The organism is Mammaliicoccus sp. J-M41, assembly GCF_022385935.1.
Classification (GTDB): Bacteria; Bacillota; Bacilli; order Staphylococcales; family Staphylococcaceae; genus Mammaliicoccus; species Mammaliicoccus sciuri_A.
In genome coordinates, this window is sequence record NZ_JAJNIR010000009.1 from 69,583 (window position 1) to 86,818 (window position 17,236).

At 32.9% G+C, this 17,236-nt stretch carries 17 protein-coding genes and 1 other RNA gene; 16 read left to right on the forward strand and 2 right to left on the reverse strand.

Translation table 11 applies throughout. From position 1 onward, the window contains the following. The first annotated feature begins 11 nt into the window (after positions 1–11). The 11 genes from LQ686_RS05485 to LQ686_RS05535 all read left to right on the forward strand — a co-directional run bounded on the left by LQ686_RS05485 (position 12) and on the right by LQ686_RS05535 (position 10,972). Positions 12–605 carry a DUF1405 domain-containing protein gene (locus LQ686_RS05485; protein ID WP_025905480.1) on the forward strand — a complete coding sequence of 198 codons (594 nt, stop codon included), beginning with the start codon at positions 12–14 and terminating at the stop codon, positions 603–605. A 53-nt stretch (positions 606–658) separates the two neighbouring features. After that, positions 659–1,345, forward strand: coding sequence for a zinc metallopeptidase (locus tag LQ686_RS05490; RefSeq protein ID WP_037588148.1), 687 nt, complete (start codon positions 659–661; stop codon positions 1,343–1,345). A 180-nt stretch (positions 1,346–1,525) separates the two neighbouring features. Then, positions 1,526–1,840 carry a nucleotide pyrophosphohydrolase gene (locus LQ686_RS05495; protein ID WP_025905482.1) on the forward strand — a complete coding sequence of 105 codons (315 nt, stop codon included), beginning with the start codon at positions 1,526–1,528 and terminating at the stop codon, positions 1,838–1,840. Positions 1,841–1,859: 19 nt separating this feature from the next. Continuing rightward, complete coding sequence (gene bshA, locus LQ686_RS05500; RefSeq protein ID WP_049318836.1) at positions 1,860–2,981, forward strand: N-acetyl-alpha-D-glucosaminyl L-malate synthase BshA; 1,122 nt, start codon at positions 1,860–1,862, stop codon at positions 2,979–2,981. 1 nt (position 2,982) lies between these two features. Then, complete coding sequence (locus LQ686_RS05505; protein WP_107565216.1) at positions 2,983–4,194, forward strand: CCA tRNA nucleotidyltransferase; 1,212 nt, start codon at positions 2,983–2,985, stop codon at positions 4,192–4,194. Continuing rightward, a complete protein-coding gene (locus tag LQ686_RS05510) occupies positions 4,181–5,149 on the forward strand; it encodes a biotin--[acetyl-CoA-carboxylase] ligase (RefSeq protein ID WP_239733201.1) in 969 nt (322 codons plus the stop codon). The genes LQ686_RS05505 and LQ686_RS05510 overlap by 14 nt, the downstream gene beginning before the upstream one ends. A 10-nt stretch (positions 5,150–5,159) precedes the next feature. Continuing rightward, positions 5,160–7,853, forward strand: coding sequence for a helicase C-terminal domain-containing protein (locus LQ686_RS05515; RefSeq protein ID WP_103361639.1), 2,694 nt, complete (start codon positions 5,160–5,162; stop codon positions 7,851–7,853). 62 nt (positions 7,854–7,915) lie between these two features. Then, positions 7,916–9,208, forward strand: coding sequence for an asparagine--tRNA ligase (gene asnS, locus LQ686_RS05520; protein ID WP_025905487.1), 1,293 nt, complete (start codon positions 7,916–7,918; stop codon positions 9,206–9,208). Between the two features lie 69 nt (positions 9,209–9,277). Next, positions 9,278–9,970 carry a DnaD domain-containing protein gene (locus LQ686_RS05525; protein WP_103361640.1) on the forward strand — a complete coding sequence of 231 codons (693 nt, stop codon included), beginning with the start codon at positions 9,278–9,280 and terminating at the stop codon, positions 9,968–9,970. Continuing rightward, positions 9,960–10,628 carry an endonuclease III gene (nth, locus tag LQ686_RS05530; RefSeq protein ID WP_025905489.1) on the forward strand — a complete coding sequence of 223 codons (669 nt, stop codon included), beginning with the start codon at positions 9,960–9,962 and terminating at the stop codon, positions 10,626–10,628. Before LQ686_RS05525 ends, nth begins: the two co-directional genes overlap by 11 nt. Continuing rightward, a complete protein-coding gene (locus LQ686_RS05535) occupies positions 10,625–10,972 on the forward strand; it encodes a YpoC family protein (RefSeq protein WP_107591060.1) in 348 nt (115 codons plus the stop codon). Before nth ends, LQ686_RS05535 begins: the two co-directional genes overlap by 4 nt. 60 nt (positions 10,973–11,032) lie before the next feature. Here LQ686_RS05535 and LQ686_RS05540 read toward each other — a convergent pair whose 3' ends face one another. Together LQ686_RS05540 and recU are read right to left on the reverse strand one after the other, a co-directional pair. Next, positions 11,033–13,363, reverse strand: a complete 2,331-nt coding sequence (locus tag LQ686_RS05540) for a transglycosylase domain-containing protein (protein ID WP_107566020.1) — start codon at positions 13,361–13,363, stop codon at positions 11,033–11,035. Next, entirely contained in the window at positions 13,360–13,986 is a 627-nt protein-coding gene (gene recU, locus LQ686_RS05545; RefSeq protein WP_037588134.1) for a Holliday junction resolvase RecU, read from the reverse strand. The genes LQ686_RS05540 and recU overlap by 4 nt, the downstream gene beginning before the upstream one ends. A gap of 168 nt (positions 13,987–14,154) precedes the next feature. On the opposite strand from recU, the gene LQ686_RS05550 reads away from it, so the two are divergent. The 5 genes from LQ686_RS05550 (at position 14,155) to LQ686_RS05570 (ending at position 16,995) form a co-directional block, all read left to right on the forward strand. Beyond that, the gene (locus tag LQ686_RS05550; RefSeq protein ID WP_107566021.1) at positions 14,155–14,484 is read left to right on the forward strand and encodes a DUF1798 family protein; all 330 of its coding nucleotides are present in this window, start codon (positions 14,155–14,157) and stop codon (positions 14,482–14,484) included. Further along, positions 14,478–15,041 (forward strand): SLOG family protein, encoded by a 564-nt coding sequence (locus tag LQ686_RS05555; RefSeq protein ID WP_182461918.1) that lies wholly within the window; start codon positions 14,478–14,480, stop codon positions 15,039–15,041. Before LQ686_RS05550 ends, LQ686_RS05555 begins: the two co-directional genes overlap by 7 nt. 13 nt (positions 15,042–15,054) lie before the next feature. Beyond that, on the forward strand, positions 15,055–15,369 hold the full coding sequence (gpsB, locus tag LQ686_RS05560; RefSeq protein ID WP_025905495.1) for a cell division regulator GpsB: 315 nt from the start codon (positions 15,055–15,057) through the stop codon (positions 15,367–15,369). A gap of 47 nt (positions 15,370–15,416) precedes the next feature. Further along, positions 15,417–15,786: RNase P RNA component class B (gene rnpB, locus LQ686_RS05565), an RNA gene on the forward strand. A gap of 84 nt (positions 15,787–15,870) precedes the next feature. Next, entirely contained in the window at positions 15,871–16,995 is a 1,125-nt protein-coding gene (locus tag LQ686_RS05570; protein ID WP_025905496.1) for a THUMP domain-containing class I SAM-dependent RNA methyltransferase, read from the forward strand. Positions 16,996–17,236 lie beyond the last annotated feature (241 nt).

Sequence of the window (17,236 nt, forward strand, 5' to 3'; positions counted from 1 at the left end):
GGAGTAATAAAATGGAATTTTGGAGATATGTAATGGGGCAGAAATCTATTCTCATTACGCTATTTATTGCAAATCTTCTCGGCACCATTTATGGATACATATGGTATGGTAGTCAATTACTTGATAGCAAATGGTACTTTTGGCCATTTATACCCGACAGTCCAACAGCAACATTATTCTTAGTGATTGCGATAGCTGCAATCATTTTCAATAAGCATTTAGGTTTGTTTGAATGTTTAGCATTTATTACATTAATTAAATATGGTGTATGGGCGGTTGTTATGAATATATTTGTAATGATTCATTATGATCAACTTGTTCCAATGGCAATTATGCTGATGACTTCACACGGCATTATGGCTATTCAAGCATTGATGTTTTATCCTTTATTCAATATTAAAAAGTGGCACATTGTCGTAACTATGATTTGGGTATTTCACAATGATGTTATTGATTATGTGTATCATCAATATCCTGTTTATAGTATGTTAAGTCAGTATGAGTCACATATAGGATACTTTGCTTTTTGGCTAAGTGTTATCGCTTTTCTGTTATTACTATATTTCCAAAAAAACATCGAATTACGTTCAAAATATTTGACGTAAGAGCCGTCACTCCGTAATATAATAAATAACAGGGATAAAAAGGAGGAAGTTATTTGTTTTCATATATCATATATTTTATTATCATTATGATTGTCCCTATGTACTTCCAATTTAGAGTAAAATCAACATACAATAAATACTCAAGAGTACGTTCAACAAGTGGGAAGACGGGTAAACAAGTTGCAGAAGAAATTTTAGCTGCAAATGGAATTCATGATGTAGAAGTGTTACAAGGTGAAGGATTCTTATCAGATCATTTTGATCCAACTAAGAAACGTGTTGTATTATCACCGGCAAACTATCAACAACCAAGTGTTGCGGGTACAGCAATTGCAGCACATGAAGTAGGACATGCTATTCAACATGCTCAAGGATATGGATTCCTTAAATTTAGATCAGCGCTTTTACCGCTTGCTAATTTAGGAAGTTCGTTATCATACATTATCATTTTAGCTGGTATCGTATTAACAGCAATGAGTAGTACATTCGGTACAACATTATTATGGGTTGGTATCGTATTTATGTCATTCGCTGTATTATTCTCAATCATCACATTACCAGTTGAATTCGATGCAAGTAAACGGGCAATGCGACAAATTGAAAAATTAAATATCGTTAACCAACAAGAATATAGACATGCTAAAAAAGTATTATCTGCAGCTGCTATGACATACGTTGCAGCAACAGCTGTAGCGGTAGCTGAATTAGCAAGATTTATTCTAATGGCACGTAATAATTAATGAAATCATTTTAATACCAATAAAGTCTTTTGACTTTGTTGGTATTTTTTATTTTTAAATATTTATGAGGTTTGTAGATATAAGCTTATTACGTTGTCATTATGCATGATTATCATATATAATTTTATTATGTGAGTTCTTTTATATAGAGATATAAAAGATATGTAGGGAGGAAATTTTATGGACATGAAAGAGATGCAACATGAAGTTGATCAATATATTTCTCAGTTTAAAGCAGGTTATTTTTCGCCCTTAGCAAATTTAGCGAGATTAACAGAAGAAGTTGGAGAACTAGCTAGAGAAATTAATCATAGTCATGGTGAAAAGAAAAAGAAACCAACAGAAGAAGACAATACAATTGAAGCTGAATTAGGCGATAATTTATTCGTCTTAATTTGTTTAGCAAATTCTTTAGACATAGATTTAAATAAAAGTTTCCAAGATACAATGAATAAATTCAATGTAAGAGATAAAGATAGATTTGAACGTAAATAAGTCATAATGGAGGATTAATATGAAAATCGGTATAACTTGTTATCCATCAATGGGGGGCTCAGGTATCGTTGCAACTGAGCTTGGTTTGGAGATGGCGAAAAGAGGGCATGAAATTCACTTTATAACTTCTAATATGCCTTTTAGAATGAGAGAGCCTGTTCCAAACGTAACATTTCATCAAGTTGACGTAAATCAATATTCTGTATTCCAATATCCACCATATGATATTACATTAAGTGCTAAAATTGCAGACGTCATTAACGATTACGACTTAGATATATTACATATGCACTACGCGGTACCGCATGCAATTTGTGGTATTTTAGCGCGTCAAATATCCGGAAAAGATGTCAAAATCATGACGACTTTGCATGGAACAGATATTACAGTATTAGGTTATGATACATCATTACAAAGTGCCATTCGATTCGGAATTGAAAAGAGTGACGTTGTAACAAGTGTCAGTGATAGTCTAAAACAAGAAACATATGACATTATAGAACCTGATAAAGAAATCAAAACTATATACAATTTTGTACAAGAAGAAAGTTTCCCACAAATTTATAATACAGATTTAAGAAGCCGTTATGGCATAGAAGAAGATGAAAAAGTCATCACGTTTGTATCAAATTTTAGAAAAGTTAAGCGCGTGCCTGATGTCGTAGATACGTTTTACAAAATTAACAAACAAATTAAATCTAAACTATTACTGATCGGTGATGGTCCAGAGTTACAAGTGGCCAGAGAACAAATTAAACAGCTTAATATAGAAGACCAAGTTCTATTTTTAGGTAAACAAGATGAAGTGAATATCTTCTATCAAATGTCTGATTTAACGTTGTTATTAAGTGAAAAAGAAAGCTTTGGACTTGTATTACTTGAAGCTATGCTTACAGGTGTTGTGCCGATTGGTACAAATGCAGGTGGCATTAAAGAAGTCATCAAAAACGGTGAAACGGGTTATACGGTTGATGTCGGTGATACAGATAAAGCGAGTGAATATGCGGTCAAATTATTAACAGATTCAGAACTTTATCGCAAAATGCAAAACGCTATGATTCAAGATGTACGTGAAAGATTCTCATCTAAAGTGATTGCTGATCAGTACGAATCTTGCTACAACGATATGTTAGGAGAATAATATGCGTGAATATCAAGTATTTGAAGATGCGAAATGGATAATTGAAACACTTGAACGTAATGGGCATCAAGCATATTTTGTTGGTGGTTCAGTAAGAGACTATTTAATGGAGAAAGAAATTTCAGACGTTGATATTACAACAAGTGCTTTACCTGATGAAGTTGAACAATTATTTGATAAGACTTTACCAATAGGCAAAGAGCACGGCACGATGATTGTGATGGGTGAAAATCAACAGTATGAAGTGACAACATTTAGAAAAGATGGGGATTATGTTGATCATAGAAGACCTACATCTGTTCAGTTTGTAACGGATTTATATGAAGATGTAGCAAGAAGAGATTTCACAATGAATGCTATCGCTATGGATAAGTCGTATCAACTCCATGATTATTTCAACGGGTTAAACGATATACAATCCAAAATTATAAAAGCTGTCGGAACACCTATTGATCGCATGGAAGAAGACGCATTACGTATTATGAGAGGTGTAAGATTCCAAGCTCAGACAGGCTTTGCACTTGATCACGATACTAAAGACGCCATGCATCAAACAGCACATTCTTTAAGTGCCATTGCAATTGAAAGAATTGTTGTTGAACTTAAAAAAATGATTCAAGGTCAATATATTCATGATACAAAAAAGACTGCTCATGAACTAGAAATATTTAAATATATTCCATTTTTCAAAGAAATTAATCAAACTAGTATCTTCATGCCGGAACATGCCCATTTCGATTTATGGGTGGCTGCATTATGTTATTTATACGAATTAGATTTAACAAGCTTGAACAGTTTGAAAATCAGTAATCAAGAAAAGCGTGATATCTCATCTTACGTTCAATCATTGATAACACTTTCTGAAAATAATATTTCAAAGCAAGATATGATTCATCTCGTATATACGTATCATCGTGATAAAATGAAAGAAATCATTCACTTTATTTCTGAGCATAATGCACAACTGAATATCTCTATCCATCCTACAATTATGAATGACCGTGTAATTGATGAAATATATGATAAACTACCTATATATGATAAATCAGAATTACAAATTAACGGTCAAATATTGATGGCTACATTTAATAAAAAAGGTGGACCATGGATCAAAGATATTTTAAATAAAGTTGAACAAGCTGTTATTAACCTTAAAGTGGATAATACAGAAAATGATTTAATAGAATGGGTGCGAGAGAATGTCAAAATATAAACGTGAAATTATTAAATATTTATATCAAAATAATGAATATTTGTCAGGACAACATATAGCTGAAACGTTAAATTGTTCACGTGTAACAGTTAAAAAAGTCATCGATCAATTGAGAAAAGAAGGCTTTGAAATTGAGTCTATTTCAAATAAGGGATATAAAATCTCAGAAATCCCCACAACTTGGCAAGAAGGCATTGTGAATATTACACTTCAAGATCAAAGTATATTGAATCACGCAATTGTTCAAACACAAGTAGATTCAACACAATTGTTAGCCAAGTCTCGTGTTAATGACATTGATCATGACTTTATTGTTTTGAGTGATGAACAAACAAATGGGAGAGGGCGTTTCCAAAGAGAATGGTCATCTCTTAAAAGTAAAGGGCTTTGGATGTCAGTTGTATTACGCCCAGATATTCCAATTCAAAGAATGTCGACATTTAATCTATTTATAAGCCTTGCTATTCAAGAAGTGATTGAACAGCATTATGGCATTCAAAGTAGAATTAAATGGCCTAATGATATTTATATAGGCGATAAAAAAGTTTGTGGCTTTTTAACAGAAATGATTGCAGATACAGATGGCGTTAATGCGATTACTTGTGGCATTGGTATAAATTTAAACCAAACACAAGAAGATTTCGATCGAGCTGGTCAATCACGTGCGACAAGTTTAAAAATAGAGAATGAACAATCTATAGAACCTTATCAATTTTTGAAATTATTAATAGAGGCTATTGAACTGAGATATGATCAATTTTTAGAATTACCATTCAGTGACATTAAAGAGTTATATAAAAGTAAAAGTATGATTTGGGACAAAAAACTAACTTATACAGAGGGTAAAAAGCAAGTATTTGGTCGAGCAATTGATATACAAGATAATGGGTTCTTAACCGTGATATCTGATGATGGTCAATTACACCAATTTATGAGTGCAGATATCGAAATATAGGAGAGATAATATGGCGCAAAGATACGCTGTTGTAGATTTAGAAACAACCGGAAACCAAATTCAATATGATGAAATCATTCAAATTGGGATAACATTTATAGAAAATAACCAAATTACCGATACATATCATTCATATGTCAAAACGGATTTGGAAATTCCATCTTTCATTCAAGCATTAACCAATATCAATGAATTAGACTTAGAAGAAGCTCCATACTTCGAAGAGATCAGTCAATCATTGTTTAACTTGTTGAAAGATTGTGTATTTGTCGCGCATAATGTTCTATTTGATTTAAACTTTCTCAAATCCCATTTCGAAAAGCATCAAATACAATTCGAACCTAAATTAACAATTGATACGATGGAATTGTTTAAAATCGCATTTCCAAACGAAGAAAGTTATCAGTTAAGTGAATTGAGTCAATCGTTAAAAGTTGATTTAAACCAAGCGCATAGTGCTTATGAGGATGCTAAAGCAACTGCATTATTATTTATCAAAGCCATTCAAAAAATAAATGGTCTTCCGATTGATACCATTAAACAACTTTATTATTTATCTAAATCTTTAAAGCATGATTTAAAGGACGTTCTATTTGAAATTGTAAGAACACATCAAGGTGCCGAAACGCATAATCGCAATATTAAAAAGTACCAGAACATCCATTATTTAAAGCAAATGCCAATACGACATTCTAGTGATCGTACATCAATTACACTCGATGAAGCTTATGATAGAATACTTAAAACGTTTAATTTCGATTATCGTAAAGAACAATATCAACTCGTTCAACAATTGTTCGATTCATTAATGCACAATGAGAATGCTTTAATTGAAGCACCGCTTGGTAGTGGGAAATCGATGAGCTTTGTGCTCGCTGCATTGTTGTATTATTTAGAAACTGGTGAACATATTCTCGTTTCAACACATACGAAGTTACTTCAAAATCAACTGCTAGAACAAGAATTTAATAAAGTCTTAAATGCATTAGATTTAGATTTAAAAGCGATGATTATTAAAAGTAAAGATCATTATATTTCGCTTGGTTTAATCTTAAATATATTACAAGATGATACAGACAACTATGAAGCGACTATTTTAAAAATGCAGTTGCTTGTATGGATTCTTGAAACGGAAACAGGTGACATTGAAGAGCTTCATCTTAAAGGTGGTCAAAAAGTCTTCTTTGAACAAAAACGCACGACTTATGTACCGTTTAAAAATGATATACATTACTATCAATTTATTAAAGAGAGTGCGCAGCATGTAGAGATCGGTATAACAAACCACGCGCATTTGTTACAACATAGTACAGAAGATACCGTATATCAATTGTTCAAACATATCATTGTTGATGAAGCACATCGTATTCAAGATTACGCACTTAATCAAGTAACAGATGATTTAAGTTACCAACATATTAAATATCATCTCGGTTTATTAGGTAAAAATGAGCAAGAAAAATTATTTAAGCGATTAGATAAATTAGAAAATAGAAGAGTCATTGAACAATATCCTATTGAACCAATCGATATTTATCAACTGAAACGTGATATTGATTTACTGCACGAACAAAACGAACAATTATTTGATGATTTAATGGCTCAAATTTCAGATAAGCATCAAGAATCACATGAAGATGATAAACAAATTCATTACTTCTATGATATTGATGTCGCGAATATATCTGAAATATTTAAACGACAAATTAGTACAATCAATCAAATATTATCTAGATTTAAATCTTACTCACACGCACATGTTAAAGCGTTCAAGAAAGAGTTAATTTATATTTATCATCAATATACTAAAATTTATAACATGATTAAGTCTGGTCAAGTGCCATTCGTATCCATTAAGAAAATATCTCAGAAATCTACACTTTCACTATTTGTTAAAAAAGCAGAAGTTAAAGATTTACTGAATGAAGTGTTTATAGAGCAATTCAATAGCAATATTTTCATTTCTGGGACATTAACCGTTAATCATTCATTTACATCATTTAAATCTATGTTTCCTGAAGACATTCAATTTAACACTTATTATTTAAATGATATTTACGACTTGAAAAATCAAGCAACATGTTTTGTACCGGAAAATATGCCGACTTATCAATATCATCAACAAGATGACTATATAGAAACGATTGTTAGTTATTTATCTACATTTGTAAGTGAAACAAATCAAAAATGTTTAGTACTGTTTACGAACTATGCGATGTTGTATCAAGCATATCGATACATGGAAGAACTTGAAATCTTTGATGATTATGTCGTATTAATGCAGCAACAACATTCACACGTATACAAACTCGTACAACAGTTTAATCAATTTGATAAGACGATTTTACTAGGTACTTTATCATTCTTTGAAGGATTTGATTATCAATCTTCAGGTATTAAATGTGTCATGATGACGAAGTTACCGTTTATACATCAAGATGATCCACGATACCATTTAATGAAAGATGAATTTGACAATCCATTTAAAGACTTTGTCTTGCCAGACGCTGTAACTAAATTTAGACAAGGCATCGGTCGATTAATTCGAAACAAACATGACCAAGGTTTATTAATTTGCTTTGATAGACGAATATTAGATAGTAATTACAGTAAATACTTTATTAATGCATTAGGTGAAATACCTGTTATCGAAGGCGATTTAAATAAATTCCAAGATAAACTAAGAAAATATCCAAACAGATAGCAGTTGTATGCATAATTTGATAAAATAACTATAGGTAATTTATTTGAATAGGAGAAATAATAATGAATATTACGATTAAACAAGCTAAAGATTATGTCAATCAAGAAGTGACAATCGGTGCTTGGATTGCAAACAAGCGATCAAGTGGGAAAATAGCATTTTTACAATTAAGAGACGGAACAGGATTTATGCAAGGTGTCGTTGTAAAAGCTGAAGTATCAGAAGACATCTTCCAATTAGCTAAATCATTAACACAAGAAACATCTGTTTATGTTACGGGTACAATTACAGAAGATGACCGTTCTAAATTTGGCTATGAAATGCAAGTAAGTGGTGTAGAAGTCATTTCAGAATCACATGATTATCCAATCACACCGAAAAATCATGGTACAGAATTCTTAATGGATCACAGACATTTATGGTTACGTTCTAAACGTCAACATGCCGTTATGAAAATTAGAAACGAAATTATTCGTGCGACATATGAATTCTTTAACGAAAGTGGATTCACTAAAATTGATCCACCAATTTTAACAGGTAGTGCACCTGAAGGTACAAGTGAATTGTTCCATACGAAATATTTCGATGAAGATGCATTCTTATCTCAAAGTGGTCAATTATACTTAGAAGCTGCAGCTATGGCGCATAATAGAGTATTTAGTTTCGGTCCAACTTTCAGAGCTGAAAAATCAAAAACAAGAAGACATTTAATTGAATTCTGGATGATCGAAGGCGAAATGGCATTTATGAAACATGACCAAAGCTTAGAAGTTCAAGAAAATTACGTACACCACATCGTTAAAGCTGTGTTGGCAAATTGTAAATTAGAATTAGAACTTCTTGAAAGAGATACTTCTAAGTTAGAACAAGTTTCAACACCATTCCCAAGAATCACTTACGATGATGCCATTAAATTCTTACATCAAGAAGGATTCGATGATATTGAATGGGGCGACGATTTCGGTTCTCCTCATGAAACTGCAATTGCAAACCATTATGATAAACCAGTATTTATCATTAATTATCCAACAAAAATTAAACCATTCTATATGGAACCAAACCCTGAAAATCCAGACACTGTATTATGTGCAGATTTAATCGCACCAGAAGGTTACGGAGAGATCATTGGTGGTTCTGAAAGAATTAGTGATTTAGATTTAATTAATCAAAGAATTAATGAACATGGTTTAGATCCTGAAGCATATAGTTATTACACTGACTTAAGAAAATACGGAAGTGTACCACATAGTGGATTTGGCTTAGGACTTGAAAGAACAGTAGCATGGTTAAGTGGCGTAGAACACGTTAGAGAAACTGCACCATTCCCACGTTTATTAAATCGATTATATCCATAATAATATGCGAGTCTGGGAGCTGAATAGTGATCCCAGACTCTATATTTTTATAATGAAGTAGGTGAAAAAATGTATACAAGTGCTATGTTAAAAGAAAAGCCAGTCGTTGTTCAAAGAGCTTTGTTTGATCATTATGCCAATTTAGGATTAAATGAAAAACAATTCGTTATCCTTATTAAATTGTTGGATCAAGAGAATGATCGTAACTTACAACCTCCATTAGAAGATATCCAACGTGGCACGACATTATCTATACAAGAAGTAAGTCATATCATTAATCAACTTTCTCAATTAAAAATTATAGACATTAAAATTGAAAAAGATGACCAACATAAATATAATGAATTCATATCATTTGATCCTATGTATGAACAACTCGCATTAATCAAAAACGAAGTAATGCAACAAGGTACAGTAGAAGATCAAAACTTACAATTCAAGAAACTATTCCAAGAATTCGAATCCACTTTCGGTCGACCATTAACACCATTAGAAGTGCAAACATTAAACCACTGGATTGATACTGATAAACATTCAAACGAACTCATTATGAGCGCACTTAACGAAGCGCATAGTTTAGATAAACTCAGCATCAAATATATCGACCGTATCTTATTGAACTGGAAGAAGAAGAACATCACGACTGTTGAATCTTCCAAAGAAGAAAGTGAAAAGTTTAATCAAACTAAAAAAGTAAAGCAAAATGTTAATTTAATCCCGACTTTTGATTGGGTAAATGGGGAGAATCCTTATGATAAGTAAAAAGAAAGCATTAGAAATGATGGATGTTATTGATGAAATGTTTCCAGATGCTGAATGTGAACTCGTTCATGATAATCCATTTGAACTAACAATCGCAGTATTACTTTCTGCACAGTGTACAGACGTACTCGTCAACAAAGTGACGAAATCGCTTTTTGAAAAGTATAAAACTCCTGAAGACTATTTAAATGTAAGTTTAGAAGAACTTCAAAATGACATTCGCTCAATCGGTTTATACCGCAATAAAGCTAAAAATATTCAAAAACTTTGTCAGTCATTGTTAGATAATTTTAATGGTGTCGTACCAAGTACACATCAAGAATTAGAATCATTAGCTGGTGTAGGGCGTAAAACAGCGAATGTTGTGATGAGTGTAGCATTCGGGGAACCATCATTAGCAGTAGACACACATGTAGAACGCGTATCTAAACGTCTTGCAATATGTAGAATTAAAGACAATGTGCGCCAAGTTGAAGATCGTTTATGTAGTATCATTCCAAGAGAAAGATGGACAAAAAGTCACCATCAGCTTATATTCTTTGGACGCTATCACTGTGTAGCACGTAAACCGAAATGTGAAGTATGTCCATTATTTGCAGATTGTAGAGAAGGGCAAAAACGATTAAAAGCTGGGTTAGTAAAGGTTGAAGGCGCATGATACAAAAAAATGATTTCATAGAACTTGAACAACAAATAGAACCACTTGTTAAAAATAAAAAGCTTAAAACAAATGAAGCACATCAATTGTTAGATCAATATTATCATTTGATCATTGCTTATATAGAACAAATCAATCAAATAGAAACGTTTGATATAGCGCATATCGAAGAATATCCAGTTATACCAATGAATTTTGAAGAACGCTACCACTATATAAACGAGAGAATATATCACTTTATGGGATATAGACAAATGGTAACATTGAAAGAAGAATTAATTAGAATGAACGCGAGATATCAGATTCAACTTAAAAGAGCCGCACAACGTGAAAGCGGAGAATAGAAAATATTATAATCAAAAAAGCATCACATCCTTTGCGGGATGTGATGCTTTTTCTATATCTTAGTCATCTTTCTCTTCTTTCGCAGCTTGTTTTGCTGCATCTGAGGTTGAACTACTATTGTCAGAGTCTGAATCTGAATCTTCGGATGTTGGTGTTTCTGTCGTTTGTTCTTCAGTTGTTACGTTCTGATTAGTAGATGACTGTTGTTGTGTATTATTTTGTTGTGTTGTAGATGAATTTGAATTCGTCTGTGGTTCATTTGTTGTTACATTATTATTATTATTTGAGAAGTTATAGTTATTTTGCTGATTACTACTATTACCAGAGCTAGGTGCTGAGCTTGATGTTGTATTATTGTCTTCATTACCTGCAACACTTAAGCTTTTACCGCTTCCTGTTACTGAATCTGGTTTTTCGAAGTCTGCACCGTCATAATTAGAGATTTCTGACATAACTTCATTGAATAATATTTGTGGTTTAATTTGTTCATCATGTCCTAAGAATGAGTTCTCACCGTATTCTTTAACTTTGTTGAAGCCCATCCATACTGACATAGTGTATTGTGGTGTATAACCTGTAATCCAAACGTCTTTCGCTGCATTTTCAGGTAATTGATATTCAGTATATACTTCATCACCATAAGTACCAGTACCTGTTTTAGCTGCTACGTTCACACCGTTAATGCCATATCCATAAGCTGAACCGTATGCTTGGAATGTTCCTTTCAGCATTTCAGTTAACATGTATGCTGTGTAATCTTCCATAGCTTTATGGCTTTCGCTTGAGAATTTGATTGTTTCATCATCTTGAGTGACAACTTTTCTAATTGATTTTGCTTCGTTATAAGTACCACCATTACCCATAGTCGCAAATGCTGACGCTAATTGAGTAGGGGAGAATTCTGATTGTGACCCACCCAGTACTTCTGAAGGTCCAATTTCATCTTTATAATTTAAATTCACTTTAGAAGCAAAGTCTTTAACTGCTTTTTCACCAGCGTTTTGGTTTGTTTCTTGCCAAGATTTCAATGCTGGAATGTTATATGATCTTGCTAATGCATCAGCCATTGTAACTGAGCCGTGACCTTGACCATCATAGTTCTTGAAGATACTACCATTGATATTATACTCGCTTTCATCTTGGAACTTATGGTTTGTCGCATATTGCATATTCTCAATTGCTGGACCATAGGCTAATATCGGTTTAAGTGATGAACCTGTAGGATGAACGTCTGTTGCTTGGTTTCTATCAACTACATCTTTGTAATCTTTACCACCACTGATACCGACTAATTTACCAGTCTTCGTATCTACTATAGATGAACCAGTAATTTGGTCTTTATTCTTGTAGAATGTACCGTTATCAACTGACTCTTGTAATGTTTTTTGAACATCTTTATCCATGTTTGTGTAGATTTTAAGACCGCTTGTCATAATATCATTTAATGATTGACCTTTGAACGCTTTGTTCTGAGTAATTTCTTGTTTAACGTAGTTAATATAAGAAGCGTACTCATTGTCAGGCGTATCAGTCATTGCATCGTTTCTTTCTTCAACTGTACGTTTAACTAAGTTCTTATCGATAGGTGTATCTTGTGCTTCTTTCATTTCTTTCTTAGTAATTCTACCGTGTCTTTCCATTAAATAAAGAACAGTGTCTTTACGTTTTTCAGCCGCTTCAGGATTATCATAAATGTTATATTGGTTTGGCACTTGTGGTAAACCTGCTAAGTAAGCTGTTTCAGCTAAGTTTAAATCTTTTAATTTCTTATTGAAGTAATATTTAGCTGCTGTTTGAGAACCGTAAATACCATCTGAGTAATAGATTTTGTTTAAGTACATTTCAAAGATTTCATCTTTTGAATATTCTTGTTCTAATCTATAAGAAAGGTAAGCTTCTTGAGCTTTTCTTTCGATGGATTTCTTATCTGTTAAGAATGAACGTTTTACAACTTGTTGTGTTAATGTAGATGCACCTTGTGAACCAAAGCCACCTGTAAAGTTCTTCATAACTGCTCCAGATAAACGTTTGTAGTCTAATGCACCATGATCGTAGAAGCGATTATCTTCAGTTGCGAGTACAGCATCTTTCATTTGGTCTGGAACATCGTCAAATTTAACATGTTCTCTCTTTTGTCCCATATAGAGGGTCGTGACAAGTTTATTATTTTTGTCATAAATTTTAGTTGGTAATTGGTCTTTAAGCGCACTTTCATTGAAAGCAGGAGCTTTCCAAGCATAATATGCAAATACGAGAACACCTATGATTACCATTGCTAAGAATGCTAGCACGAGAATACCGAACACCTTAATTATCGTCCTTTTGATATTCCTCTTCTTCTTAGGTTGTTCTTTACCATTTTTACTATTAGAAGCTTTTGATTGACTCATTTGAGCGCCTCACTTTCTGTTTTTATCAATTGATCAACTATTGTTATGTAGTTAATTCTTGGTTTAAATTGGATTGGTATTAAGTAACCATCAGTTTCAATCTCTTTAAGCGTGATGGACTTCTTGCCTCCAGATTTATATCTGTCCCAATATACCATAAACTTCCTAAAAGGCAATAAAAATACGCTATCATGATAGCTAAATTTTATCAACAAAAAACATATACCTTTTTGGTTTAATACTTGTTCCATATGTGATACTTGGTGATCGTGGATATTATTTAAAGGGAAACTTGTTTTATTTTTCGTTTCCTTAGCTTCAAAATCAATATAGTATCCATTATAAACACCGTTATAATCTGTTGTTGAAGGCTTTCTAAAATAAGCTTCTTTAATGACAGCTTTTTGTCTTTTAGGGTAGTCAACATCAACAATTTGAATAGGTGTCGGTTTCTTATGAATAACTGCTATATTTTCTAATCTGAAGTATTCATTGGATTTATCAATTTCCTCCTCTAATCTCATACCCCGTTTACCATATTGTATTCTACTATATTTAGGGTCATCTTGGATTGAGACTTTAGAAGTATTTTTTGTTACTTTTTTTCCGTTTGGATAATTCAAATTCATCACCTAGCTTCATATCATAAAACTCTAAATATTATACCTTATTTCATTATAAGTTACAAAAGTTTTTTATGATACATAAATATTCTAGAACTTTTCTAGTTATGTTATCATTTTATCGTGAGCACATTTAAAATACAAACTTCATTAATAGTAGGTGTAGCGATGATACAAGAACTTTTAAATAAATTAAATGACATGCTAGATATTTTCCAACATGCGAAGGACGATCATGAATACGACTTTTATAAAGATGTCGTACCATTTGTAGAACAAGTCGATGTTCTGCTAGACAAACTTGCTGTACATCAAGATGCCGTATTGAAATTACAATATATGAATGAACAGAAATTCCAACTCTTAATTAGTAACTACAAAGAATTGTCTGTAGAATGCCATTATAAACGTACAAGTAAGAAACTCTTCTTTGAAAAGCATAAAGCCGTACAACATGATTTAAATTATATTTATACCCATATAGGTGATTTATCATGACGTCTGTATATTTTACAGGATACAAACCGTTCGAACTGAATATTTTCAAAAATGATCAGGCTGAAGTAAAAGTCATCAAAGCATATCTTAAAGAAATCATTGAGCAAGAAATAGAAGAAGGTATGGAGTGGGTCATCATTTCAGGTCAATTAGGATTTGAGCTTTGGGCAGCAGAAGTGACAATTGAAATGAAAAATAAATTCCCTCAATTGAAACTTGCGATATTGACACCATTTTTAAACCATTATAATAAATGGAACGAAACAAACCAACAAGCTTACCAAAATATTGTTACACATGCAGACTATGTCAATGCGATTCATCAAAGTGAGTATCAAGGTGGGTTCCAATTTCAACAAGCCAATGAATTTATACTCGATAATACGGATAAGACGATATTATTTTATGATGATGAACAAGAAGCATCACCTAAATACTTCAAAAGTAAGTTAGTTGATTTTGCTGAAAAGACAAACTATACTTATAATGTTATTACATTCATGGATTTACAAGACTTTATGGAATTTAATTATAATAATGACAACGAATCATATTAAATGAGGTGTAAAAATGGCTGATGTAACATTAAAGCTATCTGCAAAAGATATTTATGAAAAGGAATTTGAAAGAGGTTTAAGAGGTTTCAAAACTGAAGAAGTAGATGCTTTTTTAGATGACATTATTTCAGACTATCAAAAAATGGCTGAATTAAATAACGAAGTCATCAAATTAACAGAAGAAAATTCTAAACTTAAAAAAGAAATCGAACAGTTAAGAATCCGTGTCGCGTCAGGCAGACCACAAGGTTCTCAACAATACAATTCTAATAATGTAGATATCTTGAAACGAATTTCTAATCTTGAAAAAGCAGTATTTGGCGAATAAATGATAGTTATTTAACGCTGTTTATGCTATAATTCTTTGTTGAGTGGTATTTCGGATAATCGCTACGTTAAGTAGAGGAAAGTCCATGCTCACACATTCTGAGATGAATGTAGTGTTCGTGCTTGGCGAAACAATAAGCCAGGGCAATTAATTGACGGCAACGAAATAACCTAAGTTAGTAATAATATGGTTAAAGTAGTTTGAAAGTGCCACAGTGACGTAGCTTTTACAGAAATGTAAAAGGTGGAACGCGGTAAACCCCTCGAGTGAGCAATCCAAAATTGGTAGGAGCACTTCTTTGACGGAAATGAACGGAATAAGAAGGTATGTAATCATACAGACAGATGATTATCACTGGCGTACGAGTGTAACTAGTACACGTTAGCAGTACTAAAGGACAAAACATGGCTTACAGATTTATCACTTACTAGTGTCGCTCTCCCAAGTAGGAGAGCTTTTTATTTGTAAATAATTATAATTTAAATATAAAGGAGTATATGCATGTATCAATTACTCGCTACTAGTCCAATGGGATTAGAATCAATTGTTGCTAGAGAAGTTCAAGAATTAGGATATGAAACAAAAGTAGAAAACGGTCGCGTACTTTTTGAAGGTGATGAAACAGCAATCGTTAAATCAAATTTATGGTTAAGAACTGCTGACAGAGTCAAAATCGTAGTAGGACGTTTCCATGCAACAACTTTTGACGAATTATTCGAAAAGACGAAATCATTACCATGGGAAGATGTAATTGGCGCTCAAGGTATGTTCCCAGTTCAAGGTAAAAGTGTTAAATCTAAATTATTCAGCGTATCCGACTGTCAAGCAATCGTTAAAAAAGCGATAGTTGAGAGATTGAAACATGCGTATCAAATTAAAGGTTGGATCGATGAAACAGGTAGTAAATACCAAGTTGAAGTATCATTGCTGAAAGACGAAGCTTTATTAACAATCGACACTTCAGGTTCAGGACTTCATAAAAGAGGTTACCGTTTAGCACAAGGTGACGCACCAATGAAAGAAACATTAGCTGCAGCACTTGTAAGATTAACAAACTGGAGCGGTGAAACACCATTTATCGATCCATTCTGTGGTTCAGGTACACTTGCAATAGAAGCAGCACTCATCGCTCAAAATATTGCACCAGGATTTAACCGTGATTTTGCGAGTGAAGATTGGGATATCATACCAGAAGGATTATATGACCAATTAAGACAAGAAGCAGATGATGCGGCATTATATGATAAAGAAATTAATATCATAGCAAGTGATATCGATCCTAAAATGGTTGAAATTGCGAAAGACAACGCAACAGAAGTTGGGTTAGGGGACATCATTCAATTTAAAGTCCAAGATGTTCATAACCTAGAAGTACCAGAAGGACCCGTTTCAATAATCGGGAACCCACCATATGGCGAACGTATCGGTGAACGAAGTGAAGTAGAAGCAATGTACAAACACTTAGGCGAAATCATGAAACAAAACGACCAAGCATCATTATATATGCTTACAAGCTATAAAGAATTTGAACCATTAGTAGGTAAGAAAGCCACAAAAAGAAGAAAACTCTTTAACGGCTATATCGAATGTACGTACTATCAATATTGGGGCAAACGAAATAAATAGATAGTAGGAAAGAGGAAACCACCTGCAGAGCAGGTGGTTTTTTGGTTTGGAGAAAGGTGGGGATGTATGGTTTGGACTAGATCTAATATCTCTTGGCTTAAGTAGGGAGTTAAGCTATGACTTGGACAATCTCTCGGCTTAATTAGAGCGTTAAGCCATGACTGTACTGAACCCAAAAATCTAAACCTTAATTAGTATATTATTTCAAAGGTTTGTCTCCTGTAATTTTTGGGAGATAAGC

Excerpts from the sequence above, each read along its gene's own strand:
- LQ686_RS05485 (WP_025905480.1), top strand. The coding sequence starts at position 12 with ATGGAATTTTGGAGATATGTAATGGGGCAGAAATCTATTCTCATTACG.
- LQ686_RS05495 (WP_025905482.1), top strand. The coding sequence starts at position 1,526 with ATGGACATGAAAGAGATGCAACATGAAGTTGATCAATATATTTCTCAG.
- bshA (WP_049318836.1), top strand. The coding sequence starts at position 1,860 with ATGAAAATCGGTATAACTTGTTATCCATCAATGGGGGGCTCAGGTATC.
- LQ686_RS05505 (WP_107565216.1), top strand. The coding sequence starts at position 2,983 with ATGCGTGAATATCAAGTATTTGAAGATGCGAAATGGATAATTGAAACA.
- LQ686_RS05510 (WP_239733201.1), top strand. The coding sequence starts at position 4,181 with ATGTCAAAATATAAACGTGAAATTATTAAATATTTATATCAAAATAAT.
- LQ686_RS05515 (WP_103361639.1), top strand. The coding sequence starts at position 5,160 with ATGGCGCAAAGATACGCTGTTGTAGATTTAGAAACAACCGGAAACCAA.
- asnS (WP_025905487.1), top strand. The coding sequence starts at position 7,916 with ATGAATATTACGATTAAACAAGCTAAAGATTATGTCAATCAAGAAGTG.
- LQ686_RS05525 (WP_103361640.1), top strand. The coding sequence starts at position 9,278 with ATGTATACAAGTGCTATGTTAAAAGAAAAGCCAGTCGTTGTTCAAAGA.
- nth (WP_025905489.1), top strand. The coding sequence starts at position 9,960 with ATGATAAGTAAAAAGAAAGCATTAGAAATGATGGATGTTATTGATGAA.
- LQ686_RS05535 (WP_107591060.1), top strand. The coding sequence starts at position 10,625 with ATGATACAAAAAAATGATTTCATAGAACTTGAACAACAAATAGAACCA.
- LQ686_RS05540 (WP_107566020.1), bottom strand. The coding sequence starts at position 13,363 with ATGAGTCAATCAAAAGCTTCTAATAGTAAAAATGGTAAAGAACAACCT.
- LQ686_RS05550 (WP_107566021.1), top strand. The coding sequence starts at position 14,155 with ATGATACAAGAACTTTTAAATAAATTAAATGACATGCTAGATATTTTC.
- gpsB (WP_025905495.1), top strand. The coding sequence starts at position 15,055 with ATGGCTGATGTAACATTAAAGCTATCTGCAAAAGATATTTATGAAAAG.
- LQ686_RS05570 (WP_025905496.1), top strand. The coding sequence starts at position 15,871 with ATGTATCAATTACTCGCTACTAGTCCAATGGGATTAGAATCAATTGTT.